This is a genomic window from Sporomusa sp., assembly GCF_035561155.1.
Classification (GTDB): domain Bacteria; phylum Bacillota; class Negativicutes; order Sporomusales; family Sporomusaceae; genus Sporomusa.
The window spans coordinates 16,545-35,444 of record NZ_DATMYD010000150.1 but is presented as its reverse complement, the minus strand read 5'-3'; the positions used below and the strand labels follow the sequence as shown (position 1 = coordinate 35,444).

The 18,900-nt window shown below is 44.4% G+C and carries 21 protein-coding genes; all 21 read left to right on the top strand.

Features of this window, described 5'->3' with window-relative positions; translation table 11 throughout:
* Positions 1–222: 222 nt before the first annotated feature.
* The 21 genes from VN447_RS20000 (at position 223) to dtd (ending at position 18,884) form a co-directional block, all read left to right on the top strand.
* On the top strand, positions 223–837 hold the full coding sequence (locus VN447_RS20000) for a BofC C-terminal domain-containing protein (RefSeq protein ID WP_325527611.1): 615 nt from the start codon (positions 223–225) through the stop codon (positions 835–837).
* 85 nt (positions 838–922) lie between these two features.
* Complete coding sequence (ruvC, locus tag VN447_RS19995; protein ID WP_325527609.1) at positions 923–1,429, top strand: crossover junction endodeoxyribonuclease RuvC; 507 nt, start codon at positions 923–925, stop codon at positions 1,427–1,429.
* Positions 1,413–2,036: a Holliday junction branch migration protein RuvA gene (ruvA, locus tag VN447_RS19990; protein ID WP_325527607.1), complete on the top strand. Its 624-nt coding sequence runs from the start codon at positions 1,413–1,415 to the stop codon at positions 2,034–2,036. The genes ruvC and ruvA overlap by 17 nt, the downstream gene beginning before the upstream one ends.
* A gap of 33 nt (positions 2,037–2,069) precedes the next feature.
* Positions 2,070–3,077, top strand: a complete 1,008-nt coding sequence (gene ruvB, locus VN447_RS19985; RefSeq protein ID WP_414714931.1) for a Holliday junction branch migration DNA helicase RuvB — start codon at positions 2,070–2,072, stop codon at positions 3,075–3,077.
* Between the two features lie 8 nt (positions 3,078–3,085).
* Entirely contained in the window at positions 3,086–3,643 is a 558-nt protein-coding gene (locus VN447_RS19980; protein WP_325527603.1) for an epoxyqueuosine reductase QueH, read from the top strand.
* Positions 3,643–3,870, top strand: a complete 228-nt coding sequence (locus VN447_RS19975) for a DUF2905 domain-containing protein (RefSeq protein WP_325527601.1) — start codon at positions 3,643–3,645, stop codon at positions 3,868–3,870. The genes VN447_RS19980 and VN447_RS19975 overlap by 1 nt, the downstream gene beginning before the upstream one ends.
* A gap of 16 nt (positions 3,871–3,886) precedes the next feature.
* The gene (locus VN447_RS19970; RefSeq protein WP_325527599.1) at positions 3,887–5,242 is read left to right on the top strand and encodes a SpoIID/LytB domain-containing protein; all 1,356 of its coding nucleotides are present in this window, start codon (positions 3,887–3,889) and stop codon (positions 5,240–5,242) included.
* Positions 5,243–5,261: 19 nt separating this feature from the next.
* Positions 5,262–6,281, top strand: coding sequence for a tRNA preQ1(34) S-adenosylmethionine ribosyltransferase-isomerase QueA (gene queA, locus VN447_RS19965; RefSeq protein WP_325527597.1), 1,020 nt, complete (start codon positions 5,262–5,264; stop codon positions 6,279–6,281).
* A gap of 33 nt (positions 6,282–6,314) precedes the next feature.
* The gene (tgt, locus tag VN447_RS19960; RefSeq protein WP_325527595.1) at positions 6,315–7,424 is read left to right on the top strand and encodes a tRNA guanosine(34) transglycosylase Tgt; all 1,110 of its coding nucleotides are present in this window, start codon (positions 6,315–6,317) and stop codon (positions 7,422–7,424) included.
* A 63-nt stretch (positions 7,425–7,487) separates the two neighbouring features.
* The gene (yajC, locus tag VN447_RS19955; protein ID WP_325527593.1) at positions 7,488–7,781 is read left to right on the top strand and encodes a preprotein translocase subunit YajC; all 294 of its coding nucleotides are present in this window, start codon (positions 7,488–7,490) and stop codon (positions 7,779–7,781) included.
* An 82-nt stretch (positions 7,782–7,863) separates the two neighbouring features.
* Positions 7,864–8,445 carry a 5-formyltetrahydrofolate cyclo-ligase gene (locus VN447_RS19950; protein ID WP_325527591.1) on the top strand — a complete coding sequence of 194 codons (582 nt, stop codon included), beginning with the start codon at positions 7,864–7,866 and terminating at the stop codon, positions 8,443–8,445.
* A gap of 109 nt (positions 8,446–8,554) precedes the next feature.
* Positions 8,555–9,238, top strand: coding sequence for a phosphohydrolase (locus VN447_RS19945; protein WP_325527589.1), 684 nt, complete (start codon positions 8,555–8,557; stop codon positions 9,236–9,238).
* A 51-nt stretch (positions 9,239–9,289) separates the two neighbouring features.
* Positions 9,290–10,495 carry a protein translocase subunit SecD gene (gene secD, locus VN447_RS19940; protein WP_325527588.1) on the top strand — a complete coding sequence of 402 codons (1,206 nt, stop codon included), beginning with the start codon at positions 9,290–9,292 and terminating at the stop codon, positions 10,493–10,495.
* Positions 10,496–10,507: 12 nt separating this feature from the next.
* A complete protein-coding gene (gene secF, locus VN447_RS19935; protein WP_325527586.1) occupies positions 10,508–11,416 on the top strand; it encodes a protein translocase subunit SecF in 909 nt (302 codons plus the stop codon).
* Positions 11,417–11,508: 92 nt separating this feature from the next.
* Positions 11,509–12,537, top strand: coding sequence for a hypothetical protein (locus tag VN447_RS19930; RefSeq protein WP_325527584.1), 1,029 nt, complete (start codon positions 11,509–11,511; stop codon positions 12,535–12,537).
* Positions 12,538–12,581: 44 nt separating this feature from the next.
* Positions 12,582–13,049 (top strand): DUF456 family protein, encoded by a 468-nt coding sequence (locus VN447_RS19925; protein ID WP_325527582.1) that lies wholly within the window; start codon positions 12,582–12,584, stop codon positions 13,047–13,049.
* A gap of 144 nt (positions 13,050–13,193) precedes the next feature.
* Positions 13,194–13,484 (top strand): LapA family protein, encoded by a 291-nt coding sequence (locus tag VN447_RS19920; RefSeq protein WP_325527580.1) that lies wholly within the window; start codon positions 13,194–13,196, stop codon positions 13,482–13,484.
* Between the two features lie 89 nt (positions 13,485–13,573).
* Positions 13,574–15,640: a single-stranded-DNA-specific exonuclease RecJ gene (gene recJ / locus VN447_RS19915; protein ID WP_325527578.1), complete on the top strand. Its 2,067-nt coding sequence runs from the start codon at positions 13,574–13,576 to the stop codon at positions 15,638–15,640.
* Complete coding sequence (locus tag VN447_RS19910; RefSeq protein ID WP_325527577.1) at positions 15,640–16,152, top strand: adenine phosphoribosyltransferase; 513 nt, start codon at positions 15,640–15,642, stop codon at positions 16,150–16,152. The genes recJ and VN447_RS19910 overlap by 1 nt, the downstream gene beginning before the upstream one ends.
* A 57-nt stretch (positions 16,153–16,209) precedes the next feature.
* A complete protein-coding gene (locus VN447_RS19905) occupies positions 16,210–18,435 on the top strand; it encodes a bifunctional (p)ppGpp synthetase/guanosine-3',5'-bis(diphosphate) 3'-pyrophosphohydrolase (protein ID WP_325527575.1) in 2,226 nt (741 codons plus the stop codon).
* On the top strand, positions 18,435–18,884 hold the full coding sequence (dtd, locus tag VN447_RS19900; RefSeq protein ID WP_325527573.1) for a D-aminoacyl-tRNA deacylase: 450 nt from the start codon (positions 18,435–18,437) through the stop codon (positions 18,882–18,884). The genes VN447_RS19905 and dtd overlap by 1 nt, the downstream gene beginning before the upstream one ends.
* The last annotated feature ends 16 nt before the right edge of the window (positions 18,885–18,900 follow it).

Sequence of the window (18,900 nt, the reverse complement as noted above, 5' to 3'; positions counted from 1 at the left end):
ACTAACCCGCTCTAAGACTCCCATCTTCTACAAGTGGGAGTTATACCCAAAGGGCACAGGCGAGCGGCTAAGTCCCTGGATAAGGGCGACTAACCTTCAGATGGGGTTAAAACCCCACCTGAAGCTAAGTCTACTTTATCTTAGGCTTTTGCGCTAATATGTATATTTTTTGTATAATTTGGTAAAAATACTGGCGACACTATAGAAAGGAGTGTTGTCTGTATGTTATCTAAATTTATTGCTAAACTTTCCTCGTTATATCAGGTTAAGTCGCTTGGTAAACATGCGTTTTTCAGGCCTGTATTGATCGGTGGCCTAATTTTATTATTGTCTGGTATCGGTTATTATGCTTTTCAGGTTAACGATGAAGGCAAACTGCCTGTTCCTCCGCAAGAGAGTGAAGTTGTAAAGCAAGATGGGAAAATTAAGATTTCGGCAAATACTGATGTAGTGCAAAAGATTATCTATACCAAGTGCAAAGATGAAGAAGTATTTAGAACTAAGCCACCAGATAATTTAGTGGGGCTTAATTTTAATCAGGTACAAAAGATCTATACCGGTTGGTCGATTGAAAAGTTTGATACTAAAGAAGTTGAGATGTCACTGAAGGTGGATAGCTTATGCCGAGAGCATGCTAATAATATGTTTCTTGGTATCAAAGACGATCATGTTGCTGTTTTTTACGGAGTACCCGGACCAAAAGCCATTGTAAAGGAAGTAACAAAAATACCGATTACTGCTCTGATGCCGCAAGACGTCCAAGAATTGCATCAGGGTCTGGTTGTGCAGTCCAAAGAGGAATTGCTAAGAACATTAGAGGGAATGCAGGCGCGCTAAAGAGAGGGAAACCTCTCTTTTTGCTTTTAATTAACAGGAAAATGGAACAAAGTTGTCGAATATAGCCAGGAAAAGGGGGCAGCAAATGATAGCATTAGGAATCGACCCCGGCACAGCTATATGTGGTTATGGTCTGGTCGAAGCACAAGGAAGCAGATTAAAAGCGCTTGCCTATGGTGTCGTTGAAACTACACCTGACATGGAGGGCGCTATGCGACTCAAAAAAATTCATCGGGAGATTGATCTTCTTATTAAACAATATAATCCAGATATCATGGGTGTCGAGCAATTGTTTATGAATAAGAATGTACGTACGGTGATGGCTGTAGGGCAAGCCAGAGGGGTAGTACTCTTGGCGGCAGCACAGAATGACCTCAAGCTTGCCGAATTCACACCATTACAGGTGAAGCAGGCAGTTACGGGTTATGGTAAAGCAACTAAAGAACAGGTTATATATATGACGCAAAGATTGTTGAATTTACCCAACAAGCCGCATCCTGATGATGCCGCTGATGCGCTGGCTGTGGCCATCTGTACCATACACTGTGGAAGTATAAACAGGATGAGGATAACGAATGATAGGTTATGTTAAAGGAATAGTTACACATTTATTTACCGATTATTGTTTTGTTGATGTACAGGGAATTGGCTACCGGTTATTTATCCCTAATTCTACTAGACAGAAACTAGCGGTTGGTCAATCGACAACATTATTTACATATCTTAATGTGCGCGAGGATGCGCTGACTTTACATGGCTTTCATACTCAGGAAGAGTATGAACTATTTCTGAGCCTTATTTCTGTATCTGGGATTGGCCCGAAAGTGGCCGCCGGTATTTTATCAGCGATTACGCCGCAGAATTTCCGGGCAGCTATTAGCGCCAATAATGCCACCATGTTGACCAAATTACCTGGTATTGGCAAGAAAACGGCTGAAAGAATCATTCTGGAATTAAAGGACAAAATTGGTATTGGCAATGAGTTTAATGTAAGCGTTGCGGGACTGCAAGCACCGGATACGAGTCTGCAGGGAGATATCATGCAGGAGGCCATGCAGGCGCTTGCTGCCCTGGGGTACAACCATGCCGAGATCATACCGGTCATTAAAAGGGTATACGAACGTGAAAATAAAGAACATGCAGAACTGTCGTTGGAGCAATTGATTAGGCTTACGTTAAAGGAATTTGGCCGGAGGTAACTGGGGGGTATCAAACTGGTGGAAGAACGCGTTATGGAGCCTGGCGAGCTGGATGTTGACTCATGGCAGTATAGCCTGCGGCCGCGACGGCTGGTTGAATATATCGGACAAGACCAGGTAAAAAACAATTTGTCTATATTTGTGCAGGCAGCACTTGCCAGAGGTGAAGCGCTTGATCATGTATTGTTATATGGTCCGCCTGGACTGGGGAAGACTACATTAGCCGGCATTGTTGCCAACGAACTTGGCGTCAATTTCCGGATTACATCAGGCCCGGCCATTGAACGGCCTGGCGATTTAGCATCACTTTTAACCAACCTGGGTGAGAAGGATGTACTGTTTATTGACGAAATTCACCGCCTATCCCGGGCGGTGGAAGAAGTTTTGTATTCGGCAATGGAAGATTATGCGCTTGATATTATTATTGGTAAAGGTCCGTCTGCCCGTTCGATTCGCCTTGATTTGCCCAAATTTACGCTGATAGGGGCAACAACTAAGGCTGGGGCTCTGGCAGCACCGCTTAGAGACAGATTTGGGGTAATCTGTCGTCTGGAGTATTATGAAACAGAGCATTTAGTATGTATTGTGAACAGAGCAGCTGAAATTCTGAAAGTAGATATTGAACCCCGTGGCGCGCTGGAGATTGCCCGACGTTCACGTGGTACGCCGCGTATCGCCAACCGTCTCTTAAAACGGGTACGGGATTTTGCCCAGGTAACAGGTAATGGTGTAATTACTGATGCCCTTGCTGATAAAGCGCTGGAGCTTTTAGAAGTAGATAAGCGTGGCCTGGATAAAACCGACCGGAGCATGCTCAATGCTATTATTAAGAAGTTTAGCGGCGGGCCGGTTGGACTCGATACCCTGGCTGCAGCCATTAGTGAGGAAACAGAGACTATTGAAGATGTGTATGAGCCATTCTTGCTGCAAATGGGGTTTATTGCAAGGACGCCGCGAGGGCGAATCGCTACCCCCGCAGCCTACGCACATCTCAACATTTCATATGAAGACAAAGGTAAAGCTCAAGAAAAATTGTGGTAGGTGACTCAATGATGCGCATGCTGCTGCACGTCTGTTGCGGCCCTTGTTCAGTATTTCCGATGAAACATTTGCAGGAAGAATACCCCGAGTATGAGATAACCGGATATTTTTACAATCCGAACATTCATCCATACAAAGAGTTTGTTAAGCGACTGGATACACTCAAAAATTTTGCTGAGAAAATTGGCCTTGATAACCTAATCATTGATGAAAGCTATACACTGGAAGAATTTTTGCGTCAGGCATTGTCTGCCCCTGGTGGTCGCTGCCGGTATTGCTATGATATGCGGATGCTACAAACAGCCAGGTATGCCAAAGAGCATGGTTTTGACTGCTTTAGCACAACGCTGTTAGTCAGTCCTTATCAGCAGCATGAGTTAATAAAGGAAGCAGCCGAAGCAGCAGCCGGAGCCGAAGGAATCAAGTTTTGTTATGTAGACTTTCGGGCAGGCTGGCAAGAAGGAGTCAAAATCAGCAGGGAACTTGAGATGTATCGCCAACCTTACTGCGGCTGTGTGTTTAGCGAAAAAGACCGTTATTACAAACCTCGTCAGGGGAAAAGCTGATGCCTGGAGGCTTTGACTCATTCGGCAAGCTGCTGATGCTGTTTGGTGTAATCTTACTAATTGCCGGTGCTATATTCCATTTTGGTGGAAAGTTTCTAAGTTTAGGCAGGCTACCAGGTGATATACATATTGAACGGGGTAACTTTAGCTTCCATTTCCCGATTGTTACATCTATTATTTTGAGTATTGTTCTGACGATAATTTTGAACCTGATATCAAGAAAATAGCCTCGGAGGTATGCCAGTGCATAAACATATGCTAAAATGGGTAATGCTGGCTGTTATTTTGTTGCTGCCATTATCTGGATACGCCCAGCCGTCTGATGCGGATGAAACTGTATCATTATTTGAACCAAGCCTTCGTGTGGGAATTTTAATCAACCAGCAAAGTGTACAGGTTTCAGCTGATGCTAATTTTGATCTTGTTGATTTCGGAGCAGCAAAAGTATTGGCTAGTTTTCGTGCCAGGGACCTGGCAACCGTCACTATGCAAGACGGGGTCTTAGCTATTAACGGTGCGCCGGTAGCAGCAGCAGGTGTGGACATTGTTGTTAAAAAAGATGATGCTTTGTTTTATGTTGAACAGCTTATACATGTTAACAAACGACGATACCGGGGAGATATAAGTATTCACCGTACGGCAGGCAAGTCTGGCTTGACTGTGGTTAACACTCTGCCGATTGAACAATATTTATACGGCGTAATTAAAAATGAGATTTCGCCCGAGTGGCCACTTGAGGCCGTAAAAGCGCAAGCTGTAGCCGCACGCACCTATGCATTGGCTAACTACAATAAGCATAAGGCCGACGGCTTTGATGTATGCTCCACTACCGACTGCCAGGTGTATGGGGGACGGGAAAGCGAAACGCCCCGGTCACTGGAAGCAGTGGACGCGACAAGAGGCTTAGTATTACTGCATAGCGGTAAATTAATTACAGCTTATTTCCACAGCAGTTCAGGGGGTTATACCGAAAATAGCGAAAACGTCTGGTCATTACCGCTGCCTTATCTTCGAGGTGTGGCCGACTTTGACCAAAGCAGCCCGAACTTTAAATGGGAAAAAAAGTTGACTATTGCGGAGCTTAATCAAGCTATTATTAAAGCAGGGTACAACATTGGCAGCTTACAAGCGGTTGAATTATCACCACTTGGTACCCCCCCGGTTACTAGCGCTGACCGCGGCGTATCCGGGAGAGTTAAAAGTGTTCGCCTGCTGGGAACCAGCGGCAGTGTTCAGGTATCAGGCACTAAACTAAGAAGTATGCTAGACTTGAAAAGTACTTTGTTTGATATTAGTACAATTGCTCATGGTCCTAAAGAACTGGCTTTGCCGGTTTATAGTGCTAGTGATAAAGCAGTGCCACCTCCTCACATTACGTTATCTTTATCAACCGGAGATAATCCCAATATTCGTGCTACTAACGGCGATCCAACTGACTTTGTTGTTATTACCGGCTTTGGCTGGGGTCATGGGTTAGGGTTATCTCAGTGGGGGGCTAAAGCTATGGCAGAAAAGGCTCAACCTGGAAATACCGAATATTTTAAGGATATTTTGAAACACTACTACCAAGGCGTACAAATTAAAAAAGCCTATTTATAGGCCATAATGAGGGAGTTACATGCTGGTTTCAGATTTCGATTATTATTTGCCTGAAGAACTAATCGCCCAGCAGCCTGTAGAACCGCGTGACCAATCCAGGTTGCTACTGCTTGACCGGAAAACAGGGCTGATTGAACATAAAAATTTTTATAACCTACCGCAATTTCTACAACCAGGGGATACCCTGGTTTTTAATGATACCCGGGTAATCCCGGCTAGGCTGTTTGGGGTTAAGCCTGAAACAGGTGGCAAGGTAGAGGTCTTTTTATTAAACCGTACAACTAAAGATGAGTGGGAAGTACTGGTTAAGCCTGGTAAACGGGCCAGACCGGGAACAGTAATCCAATTTGGTGAAACCTTACGCTGTGAAGTGGTGAGTACTACTGATTTTGGTGGCCGTATAGTCCGGTTTGATTATCAGGGAGTTTTTGAAGAAATTCTTGATGCTTTGGGGGAAACCCCATTACCCCCGTACATTAAAGCACAGTTGTCAGATAAAGAACGTTATCAGACTGTCTATGCCCGGGAACGGGGGTCGGCTGCCGCCCCTACCGCCGGGCTTCACTTTACCCGTCAACTCATGGAAAATATTGAGAGCATGGGGGTCAACTTAGCCTTTGTTACTCTGCATGTAGGGTTAGGGACTTTCCGGCCGGTATCTGTCAAAAATATTACAGAGCATGTTATGCACAGAGAGTATTATTCAGTGCCGGAAGAAACTGCGGCTATTGTGAATAAAACACTGGCGGCAGGTAACCGGGTTATTGCGGTAGGAACCACGGCAGTACGCACGTTAGAGACTGCAGGCGCAAGTGGGCAATTAGAGGCTAAAAGCGGCTGGACTGAGATATTTATCTATCCAGGCTATGAGTTCAAAATTGTTAAAGCCATTATCACCAATTTTCATCTTCCTCAATCCACGTTGCTAATGCTGATTAGCGCGTTGGCTGGTCGGGAGCACATTTTTAACGCCTACCGGGAAGCGGTGGATAAGCGTTATCGTTTCTTTAGCTTTGGTGATGCTATGCTTATTATTTAATTTGAATTTTTTTTATATTTGGAGGTGCTCTTTATGGCCATTACATACGAACTCATTAAACGCTGTTCAAAAACAGGGGCGAGGGTAGGTCGTTTATATACGCCGCATGGTGTGTTTGATACGCCTATTTTCATGCCTGTCGGCACGCAGGCCACAGTGAAAGCCATGTCGCCTGACGAGCTTAAAGCTATGGGGGCAGGCATAATCTTGAGCAATACCTATCACTTATACCTACGCCCAGGCCACGATCTGGTTGCTGAAGCTGGCGGTCTTCATAAATTTATGCAGTGGGATCGCGGTATTTTAACTGACAGCGGCGGCTTTCAGGTGTTTAGCCTAGGACCGCTTCGTAAGATAACAGAGGATGGAGTTACCTTTCGGTCGCATATTGACGGGTCTAAGCACTTTCTATCGCCGGAAAAAGCGACTGAAGTGCAAATGGCGTTAGGCGCTGATATCATCATGGCTTTTGATGAGTGTGTCCCGTATCCGGCAGATCATGAATATGCCCGTCAATCTACTGAACGAACTACCCGGTGGGCCGAACGCTGCAAAAAGGCTCACACCCGCAAGGATCAGGCGTTGTTTGGCATTGTTCAAGGCGGTATGTATAAAGACCTCCGGGCTATGAGCGCCAGAGATCTTATTTCCTTGGATTTCCCCGGCTATGCTGTCGGTGGACTCAGTGTCGGAGAACCGAAACCTCTTATGTACGAAATGTTGGAGCACACAGTACCCTTGCTGCCGGAGAATAAGCCCCGTTACTTGATGGGTGTAGGTACCCCTGACTGTTTACTGGAAGGCGTTATGTACGGCATTGATATGTTTGACTGCGTTTTCCCGACACGGGTGGCGCGTAATGGCACGGTGATGACAAGCCGTGGTCGACTTGTTGTTAAAAATGCTGAGTTTGCCCGGGATTTCCGGCCCATTGATCCGGATTGCGGCTGTTACACCTGCCGGAACTTCTCGCGGGCTTATATTAGACATTTATTAAAAACTGAAGAGATTTTCGGTCTGCGGCTGACTACCACTCACAACCTGCATTTCTTACTGAATTTTATGAAGGAAATGCGCAAAGCTATCCTTGAAGACCGCTTTTTAGCTTTCAGGGAAGAGTTTTGGTCTCATTACCGTAAATAATAAGAGGATTTAAGCCAAATGTGTGGAATATACTGGCTAACAGACAACAGGAGGTGATTCATTTTGCCAGAGTTTTCACCCGAAATAATGCAAGCCATTCAGGCTTCATGGCCGATTATTTTAATGGGCGTAATCTTCTATTTCTTGCTTTATCGTCCACAGAAGAAAGAACAGCAGCGCCGCCAGGAACTTTTAAATAATCTGAAGAAGGGCGAGCGGATTGTGACTATCGGCGGACTATACGGTACTATCACTGCGCTAAACGAAAAAACTGTAACAATTAAAATTGCAGATAAAGTTGAAGTCGATGTGTCGCGTACCGCTGTAAGCCATCACCAAAACCAGCCTAAACCCTAATAAGTGTCGCTTATACTTACGGTTTCGACTAAAGGGACTTGGTATAAAACCAAGTCTTTTCTTAAGGGGAGGGGGAAGCATCATGGAAATGAATAAAAATGCCAAAATGGAATTGCGTAAGAATATTTTAGCCGTTAGACGAGGAATGACCCGGGAGCAAGTTGCTGCCGGTAGTGAACGATTTGCTGAGCACCTGTGTTCTTGGCCAGTCTACCAAGCCGCTAAAAATATTATGCTGTATCTGGCGATGCCTGATGAGCCTCACATGGAGAAAGTGATCTCTCACGCGCTATCGGCCGGTAAAACTGTATGTGTGCCGCATATGCGTGAGACTAGAGGGCTAATGGATGCTGCTCTCATCGCAAATCTTGATGATTTGGTGGTAGGGCAGTTTAATCTCTTAACTCCCAATCCGGCAACCTTAAGACTCTTGGAACCAAGTGAGCTTGACCTTATCATCGTTCCCGGGGTAGCTTATGCCAAAGACGGGCGACGGTTAGGGATGGGAGCCGGTTATTATGATCGGTTCCTGCTTAAGGCGAATAAAGCCGAGCTTATCGGCGCGGCTTGGGCTGCGCAAATATTGGATATGGTACCAACTGACGACCATGATCGGCCAGTAAATTATTTACTTAGTGAAGAAGGCATATTTACGTGCAGGTAAGGCAAAATGTAATTAACTGCATTTGCCTTTACTCTGCCATGAATTGAATATGGCACGAGATATTGGGCGGGCAAAAGCTAATTTTTTTGATAAACGGAGGAATTAGTCAATGTCATTATCAACTATTGAACAACCTCTTACTATTGCACAACTAAAAGCAGACCACGAAGTAAACGTTTATCTTACCCGTAGTACTCAATATCTCGGGAGTCTGGGTTTCACCGAGCACGGTCACAGACATGCCGGCATTGTTTCGGCATTAGCCTATAAGGTATTACAAGAACTGGAATATCCGGCGCGAGAGTGTGAGCTTGCGGCGATCGCCGGATATCTTCATGACATTGCTAATATGATTAACCGGTATAATCACGGCGGGTCTGGTGCGATAATGGCGTATGCTATTCTTAGCCGTCTGGGAATGCCGCCGGAAGAGATAGCGTTAGTCATTTCAGCCATTGGCAACCATGAGGAAGAGCGCGGTAACGCCGTTAACCATGTAGCTGCAGCGCTAATTCTGGCTGATAAATCTGATGTTCACCGTGCACGGGTGACTAATCGTGACTTTGCCAAATTCGAGATTCATGACAGGGTAAACTATGCTGCCGAAAGCGGTAAGCTGCTTGTTGATAAGACTTCCCGTACGGTAACTCTCCATGTTACCATCGACACGGAAATCTGTCCGGTCATGGAGTATTTTGAAATCTTTTTACTGCGCATGGTTATGTGCAGGCGAGCGGCCGAGTTTTTAGATTGCCGCTTTAAGCTTGTCATCAACGATTATGACTTATTATAGCCAACAGTCGAATCGTAAAAGAACATATAAGCAAGATTGGGGGACAACTTTTTGAGGTGGGGAAATTTAACCAAATTTCTGGTTGTTGTTTTGGCAATTCTCACTGTTGCAGGCTATTACATGCTGCCCCTGGCCCTATCCATCAAACAGGGGCTTGACCTACAGGGCGGAACACACGTCGTACTAGAGGCTTCGGATACTCCCGAGGCTCAAGTTAACGATGATGCCATGCAACGTGTTGTTCACATTATTGAGCGCCGGATTAACGAGCTTGGGCTTACCGAGCCAATTGTCCAGCGTCAGGGTGAACGGCGGATTATTGTTGAGCTTCCGGGTGTAAAAGATCCTGAAAAAGCCATTGAAATGCTCGGCAGAACAGCGTTGATGGAGTTTCAGGATGAGAGTGGTGCCGTAGTATTGACTGGTAAAGACTTGAAGGATGCTAAAGCGCAGATAGATCAAAGCGGCCAAAAATTAGTAGCTATAGAGTTTACCGATGAAGGTGCCAAAAAATTTGCCAACTTGACTGCCAAAAATGTCGGCAAACATATTGCTATCCTGTTGGACAAGCAGATTTTGACAAATCCTGTTGTTCAGGAAGCTATTCCTAATGGTAAGGCCGTAATCTCAGGCAATCGCACCATTGAAGAGGCTGAGCGACTGGCAATACTTCTCAGATCAGGTGCTCTGCCGGTTAAAGTTGATGTCTTGGAAACAAGAACTGTTGGTCCGTCCTTAGGCGAAGATTCTAAAGCAAAGAGTATGCAGGCATTTGTCATAGGTATTGCTTGCATTGTTACCTTTATGCTGTTTTTCTACCGACTTTCGGGCTTTGTGGCCAATGTTTCGCTGGTTTTGTTTGTAATGCTGCTGTTATTTGGTTTAAAAATGCTTAATGCGACATTAACCTTGCCAGGTATTGCCGGGATAATCCTGTCTATGGGTATGGCCGTTGATGCCAACGTGCTTATCTTCGAACGGTTTAAAGAAGAATGCCGCGCCGGAAAGACGCTGCGGTCTGCCATGGACGCCGGATTTAACCGTGCATTTGCCACCATAATAGATACTAATGCGACTCATGTCATTTCAGCTGCAGTACTGTTTTTTCTAGGTACAGGACCTATTAAAGGCTTTGCAGTCACTTTGGGATTAGGGATAATTTTAAGTTTGTTTACCGCCATTACAGCTACCAGATTTTTATTAAAAATGCTCATTCATGCCAATGTAATTAAAGATTGCAAGTTTTACGGAGCTTAGGGGGAGAAGGACATGAAATTCGATGTTGTCGGTAAACGTAAATGGTGGTTTATACTCTCGGCGCTCATCCTAATCCCCGGCCTGATCTCTATGATGACTCAAGGTTTTAATCTAGGCATTGATTTTACCGGGGGCACTTTGCTTGATCTTAAATTTGCTCGCCCGGTTACAGTTGCGGAAGTTCGGGATGTACTCAAAGAGTATCAGTTGGAAAACAGTACAATACAACTGGCTTTAACCGGAGAGGGAGACAAGTCCCCGAATGTGTTTATTCGTACACATGTGCTCAATGAAGATGAACGTCGGAATGTACTTAAAGGCTTTGAGACCAAACTGAGTGCTTTTGAAGTGCTCAGGATTGAAAAGGTTGGAGCCGTTATTGGTTCAGAGCTTACCCGACAGGCGATTTTTGCGCTCTTAATCACTTGGGCGCTCATAATTGTTTATATATCCTATCGCTTTGAGTTTAAACTTGCTGTTTCTGGGATTGCAGCACTAGTTCACGATGTATTGATTGTGATGGGTTTGTTTTCAATTCTGCAAAAGGAGATTGACGCTTCTTTTGTTGCTGCTATTTTGACAATTGTCGGTTATTCGATTAACGATTCAATCGTTATTTTTGACCGTATTCGCGAAAACCTGAAAATATATAAAAAAGCAGATGGTCTTGAAGATCTTGTCAACCGAAGTATCTGGCAGACCATGACCCGCTCGATTTATACCGTGTCTACGGTGCTGTTTGCAACAGGATCGATATATCTGTTTGGCGGAGAGACTACCAAGAACTTCTCTCTGGCGCTTTTGATTGGTTTTACCTCCGGCGCATACTCTGCGATATTTAATTCCAGTCAGATCTGGGTTACCTGGAAGCTATATGAAGACCGGCGTCGTCTTGAAATGAAGACAAAAGGTGCCAAGTAATAATAGTAGCCTGAGGCAATCTTGCCTCAGGCTTTTTTGCACCATTGCAGCCCTTCTGCAATATCATATAAGCAAGGCAGGGGGCGATACATATGGGGGTTATACTACCGGCGCTGTCGCTGGCGATCGTTCATATTGCAGGCGATAATGTAGCTGTAGTTCCAGCCATGGCATCTTTACTGGGAAATGGTATTTATGCCACAGTATTTCTGGCTTATATGATATTTGGTTCAGTGGTCGCAGGTATGTCTGCCTGGATAGGTGTAAAGAGCGGACGCGAATTAACAGCAGTAGTAAAACGGTTATTTGGCATACGTGGTAAACGGGTGCTGGCATTGGCAGTATTGGCCGTATCGCTGCCTGCCAGCGCGTTAACAGGGGGATATTTCGCCGGGCAGTTAATGGAAAACCTGACTGGCATGCCATATATGGTTGCCGTTCCGCTATGCATCGCCAGCTGTTCCTTGCTGGCGGCTGGTTATGGCCGGGAGTTACTGCGGATTTCTAATTATCTGGCACTTTTATTTATTCCGGCAACAGGCGTTATGCTGGCGATGCTGCTGGATACTATTCAAATCATGCCGCTTGAAAATTTGATTTCTCTTGATCATATCAGTTGGCCGCTGGTGTTGGCGCTCATAGGCTATAATGCCTGCGGCATGCGTTCAGCGCTGGTGGTAGAGGCCGGAACTTACTTTGCTGCCAAAGATTATACTGGGGTTTATCTTGCAGTACTGGCTAAATTTTTTGAAGGTTTTTTTACCCTGCTCTTAGCTCATCTGGCGTTGGTTGGCGGAACCTCCGGTCTCATGCCGCTGCCTGCTGTTGCCGATAAGGTCTTTGGTCCCTGGCTGGCGATTGGCTTTAATAGTATTTTGCTATGTATATTTATTAATACCATGGTGCCAGCCATGTTAGTGAATGCTAAGCAGCTCAGTGTACTAACCCGACTAAATCTATGGCCGGCATTGGCACTATCAGGGTTGCTTATTTGGGTTGGCAGCTTTATTAGTTTGGATTTGATGCTCATGCTTATGAGCGGTACCGGGTTGGTTATGATTGTTTTCATTTGTTATATAGCTTACTCCCTACATAAACAGGGTGCCAACAAGTCACAATAACGTTACTATAGTACTATACAAGTGCGAAACGGGGTACATGACTATTGTTGGCTAAATTTATAGTAACTTACATTATGCTAGTCGGTCTCTTATGTACAGTCTCAGTTAAACTGCCCGGAACGCTGATCATTCTGCTGGGAGCAGCGCTATATGGCGCGTTTACCGGCTTTTTGACTTTCACACCATGGATTACGGAAGTACTGGTATTTTTGGTAGTTGCAGCAGAACTCGGCGGCAGGGCATTAAGAATATATTTAACCCGAAATTATTCAGTTTCCCGAGTATTTAGCGTCAACAGCACAATCAGCCACCTTGCCGGCATGTTGGCTAGTGATGCATTACTAGGCCCCATACTTGGATTAGCATTCTGGGAGTTACTTGCCGGTAAAACAATTCTCCCACGCAGTGATGGCGTCTTACGAGTGATTTTTCGACTGGCCGGAGTAGCCGCTCTTAGATTTGTCTGTGGAATTGTTATGATTGTGCTCATTAATATGTATATATTTATGTGAAATGTATTAACAAATAAACAGGCGTTTAGCCTGTTTTTGCTTTTATTGTTACTTTTTATTTGACTGACTACATCGAATTTAGAGGATTATTTAGCTTTTTACGAGAATATTACCCAAAAGAACTATTTATGGGTGTGATAGATAATGATGAATTTGTTGTTTGCCTTCATTTTTGCTTTGCTGGTTGCTGTCTTTGCTGTGCAGAACTCGCTGCCGGTTACCGTGACTTTTTTGACATGGAGCTTTCAAACTTCACTGGTTATTATCATTCTGGGTTCTGCTACTTTTGGCGCTATGACGATTTTGTCGCTGGCTCTGCTTGTACAGTTTAGACTCAGGCGCACTCTGCACAAAACACAACAGGCGCAGCAACTATTGGAAGCCGAGAACCGTGAATTGCGAGCTAGCCAGGAAACCCAGCCACAAAACCAGTAAAAACCAGTTAGTTTTAGGCAAAGTTGCAAAATATTACACTGTATACTACAATTATCTAGTACACCGTTACGGAGGTCTTTACATATTCTATGGCTAGGCTTAAAAAAGCATGGAGACTTTTTCCGGTTAAACGCGAATTGGCTTGTGAGCTCAGCCGGAAACTTAATATATCAGAGTTTATTGCTCAAACGTTAATCAACCGTGGTGTTACTGACGACACTGCCGCAACCGAATTTTTACATGCCGGTTCAGAGTATATTGCCAATCCATATCTTTTAAAGGGTATGAATGCTGCGGTTGAGAGAATTGCTCAAGCTGTTGCAGGGCATGAAAAAATTACTATTTACGGAGACTATGATGTCGATGGAATTACGTCGTGCGCTATTGTTTATAAAACGTTAATCCGGCTTGGAGCTAGTGTTGAGTACTATATCCCTGATAGGCAAAGTGAAGGTTATGGCCTTAATGGTATCGCTTTAGAAAACCTTATAAAATCAGGAACAAAACTTATTATTACTGTTGACTGCGGAATTAGTGCAGTCAAAGAGGTTAAGGCCGTATTGAATCAGCTTGACATAGTTATAACCGACCATCACCAGCCTCCGGCCGAACTACCAACTGCTTTGGCAATCATTAATCCCAAACAGCCGGATTGCCCATATCCTGAAAAAAATTTAGCGGGAGTCGGTGTAGCATTCAAGTTATGTCAGGCTTTATGGCAACATTATAATGGGGCGGACAGTAGATTTTACGATTACCTCGATATCGTGGCAATTGGTACAGTTGCCGATATCGTACCCCTTACTGGCGAAAATCGGGTTTTAGTTAAAACCGGTTTGGCACAGTTAACGACGACTGAAAACACCGGGATCAGCGCTTTATTAGAAGTATGCGGATTAAGAGGTAAGCCTGTTGATAGCGGGAGTGTGGGGTTTGTGATTGCCCCAAGACTCAATGCGGTAGGGCGTGTCAGCCAAGCCGCGGTCGGTGTGGATCTCTTAATTACAGATGACTTAAGTTATGCCCGTAAGCTAGCCTGCCTCTTAGATGAAGAAAACTCAGCCCGTCAAGCAATAGAAAAGGTAATCTTGACCAAAGCTGAAGAACAGTTAGCTGCAATCGATGTAAGCACTGCGCACGTGCTAGTGCTGGCCGGCGAAGAATGGCATTCTGGGGTCATAGGTATCGTAGCATCGCGGTTAGTGGATAAATACTATAAACCGGTAATAATGATTAGTGTACGCGCTGGAGATGGCAAGGGTTCATGCCGCAGCATACCGGCGTTCGATATGTATGAAGCGTTGACTCGCTGTTCTGATTTGTTAACCCAATTTGGTGGTCACCGTCAAGCGGCAGGTCTTACAGTGCCTGTTGATAATATATCGCTTCTCCGCGAGCGATTAAATACTATTGCAGCGGAAAGCCTATCAGAATCGGACTACATTCCTGTCCTCAATATTGACTCAGTATTGCCGTTGAAAGAGATAAATGCTACGTTTATTGAACAATTGGCTTGCCTTGAACCATATGGTTTTGGCAATCCTAGCCCGGTGTTCGCATGTCAGAATGTTCAATTAGGCGAAAAGAAGCTGGTAGGGCAGCAGAGCCGGCATTTAAAGCTTAAATTAAAGAATTCTGCAGTAAATGATGTAATTGCCTGGAACATGGGGGAATTATCAGACAGTCTTGCCTGTGATGAAAACATAGATTTGGTCTTTGTACCTAAATATAATGAATGGCAGGGGCAAAAAAATATACAATTGACTGCACATGATATTCGGCAATCAATCGCCATTGATAGAAAAGAGATATTGGATAAAATAGCGCCTGACCGAGACTGTGTTAGGTATGTCTACTTAACTATCAAAGAATTTAATAAGCTGGGACAACTCGAAATATCTTTAGAAGATATTTCAGACAAAATTTCAAAAAATTGTCACAGGGCTTTACCAGTCAAAATTGTCGGCTTGTCAATAAACGTGCTTTGTGAATTAGGCTTACTCAGCCAAAAGTTAGAGAACGAAGGTATGCATCACTTATTTATTGAGCCGTCTCCGCAAAAAAAACTTGACCTAACAGACTCATCTACGTTTCGTGAAAGTATAAGAATGCGTGAAGAATATTTGACTCAGCATCAGTTTAAGGAGGTTCAGTAATGAATCTACGGGAAAAAATTAGAAATGTACCTGACTTTCCGCAACCGGGAATTCAATTTAAAGATATTACAACACTACTCAAGGATGGAAAAGCTTTTCGGGTGGTGATTGATATGCTGTCAGAGCATTATCAGGATAAACACATTGATGTCGTAGTTGGACCAGAGGCGCGGGGATTTGCCGTTGGTGCTCCGGTAGCTTATGTCCTGGGAGCAGGCTTTGTACCTATTCGCAAACCAGGAAAGCTACCGGCAGAGACAATCAGTTATGCATATTCATTGGAATATGGTAAAGATGCTCTTGAAATCCATAAAGATGCAATTGAACCAGGTAGCAGGGTATTAATTGTCGACGATCTATTGGCAACCGGCGGTACTACCCTGGCAACAATCAAGATGATCGAACAGTTAGGCGGGACGGTGGCAGGACTGGCTTTCTTAATCGAACTGCCCTTTTTAAACGGACGCCAGTTTTTAGGTGGCTATAATATAACTTCACTAGTACAATATTAAATAACTATTCATAGAATGCGATATAAGATTTAGCAGTAGCAAGGTAAGAGGTGGGGCATGGGCAGCGATGTGCAAGGTAAAAAGGAGAACAAGCCGAATATTGAAGATATAGTGGCCAAAATTAAAGCATATCAGCCTGACGCGCCGTTGCAGATGGTTGATAAAGCCTACCAATTGGCCTATAGTTCCCATGCTGGTCAACTTAGAGTCTCTGGTGAAGAGTATATTAGTCATCCGTTAGGGGTTGCCAATATACTGGCTGATTTACAGATTGACGCTGTTACCATTAGTGCCAGCTTGCTTCATGATGTGGTGGAAGATACTGAAGTTACTCTAGAGAAGTTGGAAAAAGAATTTGGCAAAGAAGTTGCCATGCTTGTCGATGGAGTCACTAAATTAAGCCGTATTGAGTATAAGTCCAAAGAGGAACAGCAGTTGGAAAACTACCGTAAGATGTTCTTAGCTATGGCTAAAGATATCAGGGTAGTCCTGATAAAACTTGCGGATAGATTACATAATATGCGGACACTTAAGTATATGGCCCCACATAAACAGCAGGAAATATCCCGTGAGACATTGGAGATATTTGGACCACTGGCGCATCGTCTTGGGATGTCGAACATTAAGTGGGAATTAGAAGATTTATCATTTCGGTTTTTAGAACCGGAAAAGTATTATACGCTTGTTGAACAGGTTAAGCAAAAGCGTAAGGAACGCGAAGAAATTGTTACTGACGCCATTTCGTTGATGATTGAACGGCTTGAAGCTGTTGGAATTACCGCTGAAATCCAAGGTCGGCCAAAACATTTTTACAGTATCTATAAGAAAATGAAGAAAAACCACAAGCAGGATGTCAGTGAGATTTATGATTTATCAGCCATCCGCATAGTCGTCGATTCTGTAAAAGATTGTTACGGTGCATTAGGTATTGTCCATACCCTATGGAAACCGTTACCTGGCAGGTTTAAGGACTATATAGCGATGCCAAAATCCAATGGCTATCAGTCATTGCATACGACTGTTATTGGACAGTCGGGTCAGCCACTTGAGATTCAGATACGCACTTTAGAAATGCACCGAATCTCCGAATATGGTATTGCTGCTCATTGGCGATACAAGGAAGGTGCCAAAGGTGCGAATAAGGACACTGACCAAAAATTGTCCTGGCTTAGGCAACTCTTGGAATGGCATCGGGATTTAAGGGATCCGCGCGAATTTATCGAGTCGGTAAAGATGGATGTTTTTGCTGATGAAGTATTTGTATTTACTCCGCGGGGCGATGTTATTGATTTGCCTGCCGGGTCGGTGCCTATTGATTTTGCCTATCGCATACACACTGATGTTGGTCATCGTTGTGTCGGTGCTAAAATCAACGGCAAAATTGTACCACTTGAATACAAGCTCAATAATGGCGATATTGTTGAAATCATTACTTCCAAACATAATAACGGACCGAGCCGCGATTGGCTGAATGTTATTGGCTCGTCCGAAACGCGGAATAAAATCAGACAATGGTTTAAGAAAGAAAAGCGGGAAGAAAATGTTGCCAAAGGACGGGAAATGATCGAGCGCGAGAGTAAAAAGCTCGGCTATGAATGGCGTGATCTCGTAAAAGGCGATCGTTTGAGTGAAGTCGCAAAAAGATTAAACATTGTCAGTGAAGATGACTTGTTTGAAGGCTTGGGTTATGGCGGTGTTACCCTCCATGGGGTTATGTCCAAGCTGATTGAAGCTCATAAAAAAGAACTAAAAAGCACTACACCGCCCGATGTTTCGGCTATGTTGGCCGAGCTCAAGCCTAAACGGCCTAAGAGTAAAGCCAGCCATGGAATATTAGTAAAGGGCGAGTCCGGACTCATGGTCAGGCTGGCACGATGCTGCAATCCGCTTCCAGGTGATGTCATAGTGGGATATATTACGAGGGGACGAGGAGTATCGGTCCACCGTGCTGATTGTCCTAACATATTGAATAATCCCGAAGAATACGAACGCATGATCGAGGTAAACTGGGATATGCCTGGTGATACACTTTACAAGGTATCGATTGAAATATCAGGTTCAGATCGGCCTAACCTGCTGTCAGATATTATGATGGTAGCGGCTGACGCCAAAATTAATGTGAGTTCACTAAACGCTAAGGTACATAAAAATAAAACTGCCGTTATTAACATGGATATTGATATCGGCAATCTGAGCCAGCTAGAGCATATTATGAATAAAATACGCAGGGTTCAGGATGTGTTTAGTGTATACCGTATGACCCAACCCTTAGGAGGAGTTTGATGCGGGCTGTTGTTCAACTTACAGATGCCGCGAGTGTAACGGTAGAAGGCCAGGAAATTTCCAGTATTAAGAAAGGCCTGACAGTTTTTCTTGGGGTGGGCCAGGAGGATACTGAGCAGGATGCCAATTACCTTGCGGAAAAAATTGTAAATTTACGAATTTTTCCTGATGATGCGGGAAAAATGAATTTATCTATTAAAGATATAAGCGGAGAATTATTAGTGGTTTCCCAGTTTACTCTTTACGGCGATTGTCGTAAAGGCCGCCGGCCGAGCTTTGATGCTGCGGCTCCACCGCAGGCGGCAACTGCGCTTTACGAGGCTTTTGTAGAGTTATGCCGCGACAGGGGAGTACCTGTGTCCTGCGGGCAATTCCAGGCTGAAATGATTGTGCGTTTGACCAATCATGGGCCGGTGACAATGCTGTTAGACAGTAAACGTCTGTTTTAATAGGGAGTGTGATTAA

What these genes read in the sequence shown, in the direction of transcription:
- VN447_RS19975 (WP_325527601.1), top strand. Translation starts at nt 3,643, where the DNA reads ATGCCTGGAGGCTTTGACTCATTCGGCAAGCTGCTGATGCTGTTTGGT.
- VN447_RS19950 (WP_325527591.1), top strand. Translation starts at nt 7,864, where the DNA reads ATGGAAATGAATAAAAATGCCAAAATGGAATTGCGTAAGAATATTTTA.
- VN447_RS19905 (WP_325527575.1), top strand. Translation starts at nt 16,210, where the DNA reads ATGGGCAGCGATGTGCAAGGTAAAAAGGAGAACAAGCCGAATATTGAA.
- queA (WP_325527597.1), top strand. Translation starts at nt 5,262, where the DNA reads ATGCTGGTTTCAGATTTCGATTATTATTTGCCTGAAGAACTAATCGCC.
- ruvA (WP_325527607.1), top strand. Translation starts at nt 1,413, where the DNA reads ATGATAGGTTATGTTAAAGGAATAGTTACACATTTATTTACCGATTAT.
- VN447_RS19910 (WP_325527577.1), top strand. Translation starts at nt 15,640, where the DNA reads ATGAATCTACGGGAAAAAATTAGAAATGTACCTGACTTTCCGCAACCG.
- secF (WP_325527586.1), top strand. Translation starts at nt 10,508, where the DNA reads ATGAAATTCGATGTTGTCGGTAAACGTAAATGGTGGTTTATACTCTCG.
- recJ (WP_325527578.1), top strand. Translation starts at nt 13,574, where the DNA reads ATGGCTAGGCTTAAAAAAGCATGGAGACTTTTTCCGGTTAAACGCGAA.
- VN447_RS19945 (WP_325527589.1), top strand. Translation starts at nt 8,555, where the DNA reads ATGTCATTATCAACTATTGAACAACCTCTTACTATTGCACAACTAAAA.
- tgt (WP_325527595.1), top strand. Translation starts at nt 6,315, where the DNA reads ATGGCCATTACATACGAACTCATTAAACGCTGTTCAAAAACAGGGGCG.
- ruvB (WP_414714931.1), top strand. Translation starts at nt 2,070, where the DNA reads ATGGAGCCTGGCGAGCTGGATGTTGACTCATGGCAGTATAGCCTGCGG.
- dtd (WP_325527573.1), top strand. Translation starts at nt 18,435, where the DNA reads ATGCGGGCTGTTGTTCAACTTACAGATGCCGCGAGTGTAACGGTAGAA.
- ruvC (WP_325527609.1), top strand. Translation starts at nt 923, where the DNA reads ATGATAGCATTAGGAATCGACCCCGGCACAGCTATATGTGGTTATGGT.
- VN447_RS19980 (WP_325527603.1), top strand. Translation starts at nt 3,086, where the DNA reads ATGATGCGCATGCTGCTGCACGTCTGTTGCGGCCCTTGTTCAGTATTT.
- VN447_RS19930 (WP_325527584.1), top strand. Translation starts at nt 11,509, where the DNA reads ATGGGGGTTATACTACCGGCGCTGTCGCTGGCGATCGTTCATATTGCA.
- VN447_RS20000 (WP_325527611.1), top strand. Translation starts at nt 223, where the DNA reads ATGTTATCTAAATTTATTGCTAAACTTTCCTCGTTATATCAGGTTAAG.
- VN447_RS19920 (WP_325527580.1), top strand. Translation starts at nt 13,194, where the DNA reads ATGATGAATTTGTTGTTTGCCTTCATTTTTGCTTTGCTGGTTGCTGTC.